9 protein-coding genes are annotated in these 13,813 nt (G+C 39.8%); 7 read left to right on the top strand and 2 right to left on the bottom strand.

Annotated features, from left to right (window positions below; translation table 11 throughout):
* Positions 1-150: 150 nt before the first annotated feature.
* On the bottom strand, positions 151-1,548 hold the full coding sequence (gene mnmE / locus QZ576_RS02075; protein ID WP_297093730.1) for a tRNA uridine-5-carboxymethylaminomethyl(34) synthesis GTPase MnmE: 1,398 nt from the start codon (positions 1,546-1,548) through the stop codon (positions 151-153).
* A gap of 142 nt (positions 1,549-1,690) precedes the next feature.
* On the opposite strand from mnmE, the gene glf reads away from it, so the two are divergent.
* The 6 genes from glf to QZ576_RS02045 all read left to right on the top strand — a co-directional run bounded on the left by glf (position 1,691) and on the right by QZ576_RS02045 (position 8,430).
* Positions 1,691-2,812, top strand: coding sequence for a UDP-galactopyranose mutase (gene glf, locus QZ576_RS02070; protein WP_297093729.1), 1,122 nt, complete (start codon positions 1,691-1,693; stop codon positions 2,810-2,812).
* 26 nt (positions 2,813-2,838) lie between these two features.
* Positions 2,839-3,810, top strand: coding sequence for a hypothetical protein (locus QZ576_RS02065; protein ID WP_297093728.1), 972 nt, complete (start codon positions 2,839-2,841; stop codon positions 3,808-3,810).
* A 39-nt stretch (positions 3,811-3,849) separates the two neighbouring features.
* Entirely contained in the window at positions 3,850-4,587 is a 738-nt protein-coding gene (locus QZ576_RS02060) for an NAD-dependent protein deacylase (protein ID WP_297093727.1), read from the top strand.
* A gap of 200 nt (positions 4,588-4,787) precedes the next feature.
* Entirely contained in the window at positions 4,788-5,534 is a 747-nt protein-coding gene (gene fabG / locus QZ576_RS02055; RefSeq protein ID WP_297093726.1) for a 3-oxoacyl-[acyl-carrier-protein] reductase, read from the top strand.
* A 64-nt stretch (positions 5,535-5,598) separates the two neighbouring features.
* On the top strand, positions 5,599-6,468 hold the full coding sequence (locus QZ576_RS02050) for a PfkB family carbohydrate kinase (RefSeq protein ID WP_297093725.1): 870 nt from the start codon (positions 5,599-5,601) through the stop codon (positions 6,466-6,468).
* 51 nt (positions 6,469-6,519) lie between these two features.
* Positions 6,520-8,430, top strand: coding sequence for a SpoIIE family protein phosphatase (locus QZ576_RS02045; protein WP_297093724.1), 1,911 nt, complete (start codon positions 6,520-6,522; stop codon positions 8,428-8,430).
* Positions 8,431-8,476: 46 nt separating this feature from the next.
* Here QZ576_RS02045 and QZ576_RS02040 read toward each other — a convergent pair whose 3' ends face one another.
* Positions 8,477-11,005, bottom strand: a complete 2,529-nt coding sequence (locus QZ576_RS02040) for an ATP-dependent Clp protease ATP-binding subunit (RefSeq protein WP_297093723.1) — start codon at positions 11,003-11,005, stop codon at positions 8,477-8,479.
* Positions 11,006-11,270: 265 nt separating this feature from the next.
* Here QZ576_RS02040 and gyrA point away from each other — a divergent pair, with 265 nt between their 5' ends.
* Positions 11,271-13,784: a DNA gyrase subunit A gene (gene gyrA / locus QZ576_RS02035; RefSeq protein ID WP_297093722.1), complete on the top strand. Its 2,514-nt coding sequence runs from the start codon at positions 11,271-11,273 to the stop codon at positions 13,782-13,784.
* Positions 13,785-13,813: the final 29 nt, after the last annotated feature.

Here is a 13,813-nt window from a genome sequence, read left to right as displayed (position 1 = left end):
AATATTTGTAGAAAAATACAAATGAGGTACAAAAATGAGCAAAACATTAAGGAATTTTGACTAAAAGCTGAAATTGCCTCCAAGTACACTGAAAAACAACACTTTGATTGATAGGTATTTGTGTGTTTTGGTGATTAAAAATATATGAATTTACTTGCCGATACAGAAATTCTTAAAAATATGCCCCAGAACCTCTTCTGTGCCAACCTCTCCGGTAATTTCAGCAAGATAATGCAAACATTCGCGAATATCCTGCGCAAGGAAGTCGCCGGTAATTTGCATGTCAAGGCCATTCAAAACACGTAATATTGCTTCATGTGCATTTTTCAATATTTCGTAATGACGTGCGTTGGTAACAATTACATCTTGTTGTTCGGCTTCCTCCATATCAATGGAATGGCTCATATAATCGATCAGTTCTTCCAGGTTTTCCTTTTGTTTGGCTGCAATGAAAACCGCTTTTTCGTTGTCGGTGAGTTCCATTACCTCAATTTGCTGAATAGTGTCGCGTAAACCGGAATCGATTTTATTGGCCACAATAATCAGCGTCTGATGTGGGGCAATTCGTTCGCGGATCTTCTGAATGCGGCTTTCCACAAGTGGGTAGGGATTATTGGTATCAACTACCAACAGAACCACAGTTGCCTGTTCTAATTTACTGTAACTTCGCTCAATCCCCAGGTTTTCAATATGATCTTCAGTTTCGCGAATACCGGCTGTATCGAAAAATCGAAAAGCCGTTCCGCGAATATTTACCACGTCTTCAATTACATCGCGCGTAGTTCCATGAATATCAGAAACAATTGCGCGGTCTTCATTCAATAACGCATTTAACAGCGTTGATTTCCCCACATTAGTTTCGCCAACAATAGCCACAGGAATTCCGTTTTTAATGGCATTTCCCAATTGAAACGAATCCTTTAGTTTTCGTAACAACTTTTCAATTTGCTCGGTTAGTTTGTGTAAAGCTGTCCGGTCGGCAAATTCCACATCTTCTTCACTAAAATCCAACTCTAGTTCCACCATTGCAGTAAAATGCAAAAGCTGGTCACGCAAAGCACTAATTTCTCTCGAGAATCCACCACGCATCTGGTTCATGGCCAGTTTATGAGCAGCAGCATTGGACGATGCGATAACATCCGCCACACCTTCTGCCTGCGAAAGATCCATTTTCCCGTTCAGAAATGCCCGTTGTGTAAATTCGCCAGGCAATGCCAATCGGGCTCCGTTTTCAACCAAAACATTCAAAATTCGCTGCTGAATATACACCGATCCATGACAGGATATTTCGATAATATCTTCGCCGGTAAACGAATGTGGCGCACGAAACAACGCAATAACCACTTCATCTATGGTTTCGTTGGCTGAAACTATTTTTCCAAAATGAAGAGTATTTGCAGCCTGATCGGCAAGTGATTTCCCAACTTTCGGACTTTCGTAAACCTTATCGCATATGGAAATGGCATCGCTACCGGAAAGACGGATTACTGCAATGGCTCCAACTCCCGGAGAGCTTGATATGGCGCATATTGTTGACTGATCGAGCATAATTTATTCTAAAAAATGTTGGCACAAATATATGGATAATTAAAGTGTTTTGGCTTTGTTGATTTATGTTATCATAATTTTTGAATAATCATTTAGGCATTTCCTTTCGCATTTATTACATTTGAATCCTCAAATACAGACAATGATGCCTAAAAACACTTATGATTTCCTAATTGTTGGAGCTGGATTATTTGGATCGGTGTTTGCCGCCGAAATGAAAAAAAGAGGCAAAAAATGCCTGGTAATAGACAAACGAAAACATGTTGCCGGAAACATTTACACCGAAAAACGAGAGGATATAAATGTACATGTGTATGGTGCACATATTTTTCATACCAGCAATAAACGGGTTTGGGATTACGTAAACAACCTCGTGGAATTTAACCGCTACACGAATTCTCCGGTGGCGAATTATAAAGGCCGGCTTTACAATCTCCCTTTTAACATGAATACTTTTTACCAGTTATGGGGAGTAACAACGCCCGAACAAGCCAGGCAAAAAATTGAAGAACAACGCGAAGCTTACAAACACATTCAAAATCCGAAAAACCTGGAAGAACAGGCGCTGGTACTGGGAGGTAAAGACATCTACGAGAAGCTGATAAAAGGATATACCGAAAAACAGTGGGGAAGGCCTGCTTCTCAAATTCCGGCTTTTATCATCCGCCGACTTCCTTTTCGTTTCACGTTTGATAACAACTATTTTAACGATCTATATCAGGGAATTCCGATTGGTGGTTACACTAAATTAGTGGAAAAACTGTTGGAAGGAGTGGAAGTTAGAACAGGCGTTAATTTCTTTGAAGACAAAACCAATCTGCTGGCATTAGCTGATAAAATCGTATTTACAGGAAAAATTGACGAGTATTTTGATTTTCAGTTTGGGAAGTTAGAATACCGAAGTCTGCATTTTGAGCATGAAATACTGGAAACAGAGAATTTTCAGGGAAATGCGGTTGTGAATTACACCGATAGAGAAGTGCCGTATACACGTATCTTAGAGCACAAACATTTTGAATTCGGGCAGCAGAAAAAGACTATCATAACACGCGAATATCCGCATGAATTCTCGAAAGACAATGAATCGTATTACCCGTTAAATGATGAGAAGAATCAAGCGATCTATGAAAAGTATTTAAAATTATCGCAAGAGAAAGACAATATAATTTTTGGTGGCCGTTTAGCAGAGTTTAAATACTATGATATGCACCAGGTTATTGAAAAAGCATTAGACAAAGCAGAACAAATTATCTCAGAAAACTAATAACTCCCCAAAAACACTATTTTTTTATGGACTTAACGCCTTCCTCAAATATTTATATTGCCTGTAAACCACAGGCTGCCACCGGAGGTCCGGAGCTTCTTCACCAGTTAGTAGCCAAATTAAATCAATCCGGTCATAAAGCCCGAATGTTTTATTTGAAAAAAATGGACGATCCGATTCATCCGAACTACAAAAAGTACATCGATGACTATGTATTTGAAATTGAAGATGATGCCAACAATATTCTCATTGTTCCGGAGACGCGTACATTTGAATTATATAAATACAAAAACATTCAAAAAATTATTTGGTGGCAAAGTGTAGACAACTATTATGTGTCGAAAAAACGGCTGAAAAACCGGGTGCTTGCTGCTTTTGGGGTAAAGAAATTTTTCAATATTGAAAACCCAAAACACCATAATACGATCGTCCATCACCTGGTACAATCGAAATATGCCGAGCTGCATCTAAAGCAATATAATATTGACAGCTGCTCATACCTCACAGATTATATTCGGGAAGATTTTATTTCAAAATCAAAAACAATATCAAGCGGAAAGAAAGACGATATTGTGCTTTACAACCCGCGCAAAGGCAAGAAATTCACAAAAAGAATTATCGAAGCTTACCCAGAAATAGAATGGGTTCCGCTAGTTAATTTAACGCCGGCACAGGTTGCTGACAAAATTGCAACAGCTAAAGTTTATATTGATTTTGGCAATCATCCCGGAAGAGACCGTTTTCCGCGCGAAGCAGCAGCTTTGTATAATTGCGTGATAACCGGAAAGCAAGGCGCTGCAAACAACCAGGTAGATATTCCGATTGATGATGAGTACAAGTTTGATGATGACGAACAGCAAATAAAACAAATTGGCGATAAAATTAAAGAATGCATTGAGGATTACGATGTTAAGATAAAACATTTTGAGCCGTACCGGAAAGCGATTGAAAAACAGGAAGAAATTTTTGAAGAAGAAATTAGAGAAATTTTCGCCTAATGACGACATTTGAATATATTTATCGAAATTCATTAAGTCATGGAACTGCTTCTAAAAGAATCAGCAAAAATAATTAAGGAATCAAAATTCACCATCGCTTTTACCGGCGCCGGAATTTCGGTTGAAAGCGGGATTCCGCCATTTCGTGGCGAACACGGACTCTGGAACAAATACGATCCGCAGGTGCTTGATTTGGGGTATTTCCTGAATAACTCTGAACGCAGCTGGTTGTATATTCGTGAAATATTCTACGATTTTTTTGCTGAAGCGGAACCCAACGATGCACACCGGGTGCTGGCAAAAATGGAAAGTAACAAACTGTTAAACGCTGTTGTTACCCAGAATATCGACAACTTACATTACGAAGCCGGAAGTGAGACCGTTTATGAGTTTCATGGCAATTCAAAAAAACTGAAGTGTTTAAAATGCGGACAAGTTTATGACGCAAAGGATATTGATTTCGAGAATATACCACCAAAGTGTAGTAAGGATGATGAAATACTAAAACCCGACTTTATTTTCTTTGGCGAAGGAATTCCGCACGATGCATATTCTGATTCGTTCGCAGCGGCCGAAAAAGCTGAAGTCTGTATTATTGTTGGTTCAACGGGCGAAGTAACACCGGCATCGTATGTGCCACGAACTGCTAAACAAGCCGGAGCTACAATTATCGAAATCAACCCCGATGAAACCATTTTTACTTCAGCAATCACCGATATTCATTTAAAAGGAAAAGCTGCCGAAGTTTTAAATCAGCTGGGCGAATTATTGTTTTGAACTTTTCAACCAAATGTTTGAAGTTTATTGTCGCGAGGCATATACTTTGACTGGAAAACAATTAATCTGCGGATCATTTTCGGTATAACTTGAAGAAAATTTATATTTGCGCTACGAAAACAAATAGGGTAACTTCGGTTTTAGCCCGACAATTTCTTGACAGGCTAAAATTGTTACCACTTTAATTAAAAAATAAACAAATGAAATTACTTGAAGGAAAAACAGCGATCATTACCGGCGCTTCTCGCGGTATTGGTAAAGCAATTGCTGTAAAGTATGCACAGGAAGGGTGCGATGTTGCCTTTACCGATCTTTTTGAAGATGACAATATGAAAGCCACGGAAGAGGAATTAAAAACTTATGGTATAAAAGCCAAAGGGTACGCTTCTGATGCAAGTAATTTTGAAGATACCGACCGTGTTGTAAGCGAGATCGTTAAAGAATTTGGCCGTATCGATGTATTGGTAAATAACGCAGGTATTACCAAAGACACTTTGTTGATGCGAATGACTGAAGACCAGTGGGATGCAGTTATTAACGTTAACCTGAAATCGGTATTTAACTTTACAAAAGCAGCTCAGCGCACCATGCTAAAACAACGCTCAGGTTCAATTATCAACATGAGTTCGGTTGTTGGAGTTAGCGGAAATGCAGGTCAGGCGAACTACTCGGCATCAAAAGCCGGTATTATCGGGTTTACCAAGTCGGTAGCACGCGAACTGGGTTCTCGTGGTGTTCGTTCAAATGCCATCGCACCTGGTTTTATTATTACTGAAATGACCGGTAAAATTCCGGAAGATGCACGTAAAGCATGGGAAGCTTCAATTCCATTAAAAAGAGGTGGAACTCCGGAAGAAGTAGCAGGTGTTGCAACATTCCTTGCTTCTGATCTTTCATCGTATGTAAGCGGACAGGTTATTACTGTTTGTGGAGCAATGAATACTTAAAAAACGTTATAAAATACAAGGAAAGCTGTCTGAAAGGGCAGCTTTTTTTGTTTCTTTGTGTTAGATGAAACACAGGGCCATATTTGTAGGACTCACTACAATTGATATTCAGTATTTTATAGATGAGATTCCGGTTGCCAACACCAAAATTAAAACCGACATTCCGGATATTTTAGTTGGCGGACCGGCAACTAATGCTGCTGTTGCATTTGCCTATCTGAATAAAACGGCAACGTTGGCCAGTCCGGCTGGTCTCAATGCTTTTTCCTCATTTATCGATCAGGATTTGAACAGTGTTGGGGTCGATCATTTTGATCTGGCTTATGGTCAGGATTTCGAAACAATTTTGGCTACTGTATTAACATCAAAAAATGGCGACAGAACCATTGTTACACATAATCCTACCGTAGTTAAAAGTACAATTTCGCCGCAAAAACTGATAGATCTGGTAGAGCCACAGGTTTTGCTTATTGATGGTTTTTACCCGGAATTCAGTCTTGAATGTGTGCGAATTTGTAAGGAGCGAGGAATACCTGTAGTTTCTGATTGTGGCAGCTGGAAACCGCAGTTTAACGAGCTTTTAGACTATATTGATATTGCCATATGCTCAGCCGACTTTATGCCACCCGGTTGTAAAAACAGTGAAGAATTATTTGATTTTATGGCAGCAAAAAACGTAAAATCGGTGGCCGTTTCAAACGGAGGATCTGCAATTGAATATGTATCGAACGAGAAAAAGGGGAGAGTTACAGTTCCAAAAGTGAAGGTAAAAGACACACTTGGCGCGGGAGATTTTCTTCATGGTGCTTTTTGCTACTATTTTCTTGAAAGTGCTGATTTCGAAAGAGCTATAAAAGAAGCAGCTTTATTGGCTTCGTTTACCTGCAGTTTTGAGGGAACGCGGAAATGGTTAAATTTTGATCATAATGCCTGACATCTAAAAAATAATCCGTAAATTGTTTTAATCGGGAACAGTAAAAGAATAATGTTAAATAAATCAATTGCATATCGATTGAGTGTTTATATCTCCCTGGCAGTAATAGGGGTATTTATTGCTTTTATTGGTATATTTTTTCTTTTCAATCAAACACTTATAAAAGAGAGTGTAAAGAATAAGGCGATGTCGCAAAGTACGCATGTAACAAGTCAGGTACAGCGTTACATTGTTACTACTTCGGAGGTTACCGGAAATATTGCCGACCAGGTTATTTTTTACGGACAACAAGATCATGCTGATTTATTCATTCAAAGTCTCGTTAATAAATATCCATTTATCAATGCCATTTATGTAAAGATTGATTCAACAGTTACCGACTTGCCGTATTGGAGCTATTTCACATACAGAGACGGTGATTCGACAGTAATACAACGGGGGAGTGGCAATATTTCTTCGTGCGCGAATGAGCAGGTTCAGTTTCAGAAACTGATGAAACAGAAAGTCGAAGGTTGGTCGGAACCCTATTTATGCGACCGAAACAATACGGTTGTTGCTGCCTATTGTGCTCCAATAATTTTAAAAAACTCATCAGGACTAGAAAAACGTGTTGGCGAAGTAATTTGCGAAATGTCAATAAATGAGCTGAATAAGCAGGTGAACAGTTTAAAAATAGGAAAAGGAGGGTTTGCTTTTCTGATGTCGCAAGATGGCATTTATATTACACATCCTGTTACCGAATGGATACTTAACCGCAGTATTTACGATATAAATGAAAAAGTTCTGCGCGAAGATATTAAAACTAGAAACGACCAGGTACTTTCAGACACAAAACCTGGAACATTAATAGCCTATCCCGAATTATTTGATTTCGAAAAGGCCTTGGTTTATTATGTTCCTATTCAGCAAAATGGTTGGGTTTTGGTTTCGGTTTTACCTTACAAAGAATTGTTCGAACCTTTGTACTTGCCGGTACTTCAGATGTTGTTCTTCTCGGTTCTGGGAATTCTGATCATTTATTTAACGGTTACTTACATTATCAACCGTCAGATTAAACCACTGAGTCTGGTTACCAAGCAGTTAAAGCGTTTTAGTAATTTAACCGGGCCGTATAAAGATATTCCGGATAACGAAGTTACTCAGGTAGCGGAGAGTTTGAATTACATGAAATCGTGGTACGAAAAATACCTGCAAACTCAATCCGACGAGCAAAAGAAAAAGCTGCAACGCCAGGAAGATATGAATCAGGCTTCCGAAATTCAGCAAAGTTTTATTAAATCAATTTATCCGGCTTTTCCCGACCGTACTGATATCGATATTTATTCCACTTATCAACCGGCCAGAGGTGTTAGCGGCGACTTGTTCGATTATTTCTTTATCGATGATGAGCACATGGTTCTAACAATGGGGGATGTTTCGGGGAAAGGTGTTCCGGCGGCATTTTTTATGAGTGTTGCACAAACAACAATTAAAACAAATGCCTTGGAACCAAAAGCGAATTTAATTGTAGAAAAAGTTAATAAAGAGTTGTGTACGAGCAATCATCATCAGTTCTTTCTGACATTGTTTTTAGGTGTTCTAAATGTAAAAACCGGCATCTTAGAATATTGTAATGCAGCCCACACTCCGGGTTATATTTTAAATAAAGATGGGGTAGTAACAGAATTGGCACAGTCGCACGGACTTCCGCTGGGACTTTATCCCGATAAATCTTATAGCTCAGCAAAAATCCAACTAAATGCGAATGACACCTTGGTTTTATACACCGATGGTGTTACCGAAATGCTAAACGAAAACCATGTTCAGTACGGTAATAAGCAACTTGTTGAGAACCTGAAATCGCTATCAGGACAAGGCCCCAAAGAAATGGTTGAACGTTTAGAAAAGAGTTTCAAAATGTATATGGGGCATGCTCCTCAAACTGACGACATTACGATGCTGATCCTTAATTACAAAGCATAAAAAAAGGAGGTTTTCACCTCCTTTTGAAATTTATCAGTTTCGTTTCTTATTCTTTCAGCGCTTTTTTATTCGATAAAATGCGCATCTGAAGTTTTTCATTCTTCTTATCAAAACCAACCGAAATTGTATCTCCTTCGGTAATCGATGCCTTGATAATTATTTCGGCCATTTCATCTTCCAGGTACTTCTGGATAGCTCTTTTTAATGGTCGTGCACCAAACTGAGGATCGTAACCTTTCTCGGCAATAAAATCTTTTGCTGCCGGAGAAATTTTCAGCTTATAATTCAGTGATTCAACACGTTTGTACAAACCTTCAATTTCGATGTCGATAATGCTGTGAATATGTTTTTTCTCCAGTTGGTTAAACATCACCACATCATCAATACGGTTCAGGAACTCCGGAGCAAATGCTTTTTTCAGTGCTTTCTGAATGATGTATTTTGTATGCTCATTTTCCTCTTCAGGCGTTTTAGCCGTTGCGAAACCAACACCTCGACCAAAGTCTTTTAATTGACGCGATCCGATATTCGATGTCATAATGATAATCGTATTCTTGAAATCAACATTGCGTCCCAAACTATCGGTTAAACGTCCTTCGTCCATCAACTGAAGCAAAATATTAAATACATCAGGATGCGCTTTCTCAATCTCATCGAGCAATACAACAGAGTACGGCTTACGTCTTACTTTTTCGGTCAACTGGCCACCTTCTTCGTAGCCCACATATCCCGGAGGCGCTCCAACCAATCTCGATACAGCAAATTTCTCCATGTATTCACTCATGTCAATACGAATCAGCGAATCCAGATTGTCGAACAAATAAGTAGTTAAAACTTTTGCCAACTGGGTTTTTCCAACACCTGTAGGTCCAAGGAATATAAATGTTCCGATTGGGCGGTTTGGATCTTTCAGTCCCGCGCGGTTACGTTGAATTGCTTTAACAATTTTGGCAATTGCCTCGTCTTGTCCAACAACCTTGCCTTTCAAGTCGTTGCCCATGTTCATCAGGCGTTTTCCTTCGGCCTGCGCAATACGCTGTACCGGAATTCCTGACATCATAGCAACAACCTCGGCAACTTTGTGTTCATCAACCGTTTCACGATGGTTCAACAGATCTTTTTCCCACTGTTCTTTTGCATCTTCCAAAAGAGTGAGCAGGTTTTTTTCTTTATCGCGATAGTTGGCTGCCAGCTCAAAATTCTGACTTTTAACCGCCGCAATTTTATCATCTTTGGTTTTCTCTATCTTTTCTTCCAGCTTAACAATGTTATCCGGAACGTTGATATTTGAGATATGAACACGCGAACCAGCTTCGTCAAGTGCATCGATGGCTTTGTCCGGTAAATAACGATCGGTAATATAGCGTGCGGTTAATTTCACACAGCTTTCAATCGCTTCCGGCGTAAAGGTTACGTTGTGGTGATCTTCGTAACGTTCCTTAATGTTATTCAGAATTTCGATGGTTTCGTCAACCGAAGTAGGGTCGACCATTACTTTCTGAAAACGACGTTCCAAAGCACCGTCTTTTTCAATTTGCTGACGGTATTCATCCAGCGTAGTAGCGCCAATACATTGAATGTCGCCACGTGCCAAAGCAGGTTTTAACATGTTGGCCGCATCCAGCGATCCGGTTGCGCCACCGGCACCTACAATGGTATGAATTTCGTCGATAAACAAAATTACATTGTTTACTTTCGAAAGCTCATTCAAAATAGCTTTCATACGCTCCTCGAACTGTCCGCGGTACTTTGTACCCGCCACAATCGAAGCAATATCAAGGCTTACAACGCGTTTGTCGAATAATATTCTCGATACTTTTTTGCCCACAATTCGTAGTGCCAATCCTTCGGCAATGGCTGATTTACCAACGCCCGGTTCTCCAATTAAAATTGGGTTGTTCTTTTTGCGTCGACTCAGGATTTGTGCCAGTCGCTCAATCTCTTTCTCGCGACCTACAATTGGGTCAAGACTGTTTTCTTCTGCCAGTTTGGTAATATCAATACCAAAGTTGTCGAGTACAGGTGTATCCGATTTGGCGCCGGCAGCTTTTTTCGAGCTTTGTCCGCCCGATGAAGGGCCTTTTCCAAAACCTTCGCCCGGCTCATCGTCATCGCTTTCAGGGAAATCCGATTTCGCTTCAGGCTGCTGGTAGTCTTGCAATTGCGACTTAACCATGTAGTAATTAATACCCAGTTCAACGAGCATTTGAGTTATCAAACTGTCGTTGTCTTTTAATATAGCCAGCAACAGGTGGCCGCTATTGGCCGTTGCACTTTTAAACGATCGTGCCTCCAAATAAATCAACTTCAACGTCTTTTCAGTCGATTTCAGCATAATCAAATCAGCTTTCTGATTTATATCTTTATCTGTGCGTACCTTGCTTTCGATTAGTTGTTTTACTTCAACCAGGTCGACACCCAGGTTTTCGAGAATATCAGTAGCAGTACCTTCGCCTTCTCTCAAAATTCCCAAAAAAAGATGCTCCTGGCCTATATAATCATTCCCCAAACGAATTGCCTCCTCCCGGCTATATCCGATAATGTCTTTAATTCTTGGTGAAAATTGTGAATCCATATATAGTCTCCTTTTTATCTCGGTTTAACAAATACTATTCCTAAAAGGTTGAAAGACTAAATTAAATAAATTTTGAAGCTGGGAAGTATCGAAATGGCAGAAGTTATCAAAGGTAACCTAAACATCATGAATAATTGTCAGTTGAAATGTTAATATCTTCTTGTCAAAAGTATGTAAAACACTACTAGATATGCGTGTTACACGAATGATTTTACTATTTTTGTGGGTCTTTAAATAGTGATAATTTATTTTGAAAGGAGATATAATGACAGAAGGTGAAAAGATTATCAGAATAAACATTGAGGAGCAGATGAAATCTGCCTATATTGATTATTCAATGTCGGTAATTGTTTCGCGTGCATTACCCGATGTACGCGATGGTTTTAAACCGGTACACCGCCGGGTTTTATTTGGTATGCACGAACTTGGAATTCTTTCCAATCGTCCGTATAAAAAGTCGGCCAGGATTGTTGGTGAGGTGCTTGGTAAGTACCACCCGCACGGCGACTCTTCAGTTTATTTTACCATGGTACGTATGGCGCAACATTGGTCGTTGCGTTACCCAATGGTCGATGGTCAGGGTAACTTTGGTTCTGTTGATGGCGACAGTCCGGCAGCAATGCGTTATACCGAGGCTCGTATGTCGAAGATTTCGGAAGAAACTTTGGCCGACCTGGACAAAAATACTGTTGATTTCCAGCCTAACTTCGATGAATCGTTGGGTGAGCCTACAGTTTTACCAACAAAAATCCCACAGTTGCTTGTAAATGGTGCTTCGGGTATTGCCGTTGGTATGGCTACAAACATGCCACCACACAACCTTAGCGATGTTATTGACGCTACAATAGCTTATGTAGATGACAATGACATTGAAATGGAGCAGCTTATCGAAATAGTGAAAGCTCCCGATTTTCCAACCGGAGGTATTATTTACGGTTACCAGGGCGTAAAAGATGCCTACGAAACCGGTAAAGGCCGAATTGTTATCCGGGGTAAAGCGCACATTGAAAACGAAGGTGGCCGCGAGAAGATCGTTGTAACCGAAATTCCATACATGGTTAACCGCGCAGAAATGATTCAGAAAACTGCCGACCTGGTTAACGAAAAGAAAATTGAAGGAATTTCGAATGTAAACGATGAGTCGGACCGCGAAGGTATGCGAGTTGTTTACGATTTGAAACGCGATGCAATGAGCAACGTGGTTTTAAATAAACTATACAAATACACTCAGCTGCAAACTTCGTTTAGTGTTAACAGTATTGCACTGGTTCATGGTCGTCCGAAGATTTTAAATTTAAAGGAACTGATCAAACACTTTGTGGATCACCGTCATGAGGTTGTTACTCGCCGTACGCAGTACGAATTGGAGCAAGCCGAAAAGCGTGCTCATATTCTGGAAGGACTTATTATTGCCAGCGATAATATCGACGAAGTAATTGCAATTATCCGCGGGTCTTCAACTCCGGAAGAAGCACGAAACAAATTGATTGAACGATTTGAACTGAGTGAGGTTCAATCGCGTGCAATTGTTGAAATGCGATTGCGTCAGTTAACCGGTCTTGAACAAGACAAACTTCGTAAAGAATACGACGAAATTATGGCGCAGATTGAACATTACAAAGCCATTCTTGCCGACGTAAACTTGCGAATGGAAATTATAAAAGAAGAATTGCAGGAGGTTAAAGCGAAATACGGTGACGAACGTCGTACTGAAATTGTTCCAAACGCCGAAGAATTTAACCCTGAAGATTTTTATGCCGATGAAGAAATGGTAATTACCATCTCTCACTTAGGTTATATAAAACGTACGCCACTTACCGAGTTCAGAACTCAGGGCAGGGGAGGTATAGGTTCAAAAGGAAGTACCACCCGCGATGAAGATTTCCTTGAGCACATTATTATTGCATCGATGCATAACACTTTATTGTTATTCACCGAAAAAGGAAAATGTTTCTGGCTGAAAGTGTACGAAATTCCGGAAGGAACAAGGGCTTCAAAAGGTCGTGCAATTCAAAACATGTTGAATATTGAGTCGGACGATCAGGTGTTGGCATTTATTAAAGTGAGAACACTGGCCGATCAGGAATTCATCAATAATAACTACATTATTCTTGCTACCAAAAAAGGTATTATCAAGAAAACAACGTTAGAAGCGTATTCACGTCCGCGCCAAAACGGAGTTAATGCAATTACCATTAAAGAAGGCGACCAATTACTGGAAGCTCGTTTGACAAATGGTAATAGCGAAGTTATGCTGGCTGTGCGCTCGGGTAAGGCAATTCGTTTCAACGAAAGTATTGTTCGTGCAATCGGTAGAACAGCATCCGGAGTTCGCGGAATTACACTTGGCCATGAAAATGATGAAGTAATTGGTATGGTTTGTGTAATGGATGAAAATGAAGACATCCTGGTAGTTGCCGAAAAAGGATATGGAAAACGTTCTAAAATTGATGATTACCGTGTAACAAACCGTGGTGGTAAAGGTGTAAAAACACTGAATATTACCGAAAAAACAGGCGAGTTGGTTGCCATAAAAAGTGTTTCTGATGATAATGATCTGATGATTATTACACAAAAAGGAATAACCATTCGTTTAGCGGTTAACACAATTTCAGTACTCGGACGAGCAACACAGGGAGTACGAGTTATCAATCTGAGAGAAGACGACAGAATTGCGTCGGTTGCCCGAATTGCTGTTGAAGAAGAAGCTTCGGAAGATGTAACTGACCAGAATACTGAAGGCGTTGATAATGAAGAAAATAACTTAGAACAAGAATAAATTATTGATTATTTGTACTGTTATTTTGA

This window comes from uncultured Draconibacterium sp. (assembly GCF_913060805.1).
Classification (GTDB): Bacteria; Bacteroidota; Bacteroidia; order Bacteroidales; family Prolixibacteraceae; genus Draconibacterium.
This window is presented reverse-complemented; position numbering and strand designations above follow the sequence as displayed.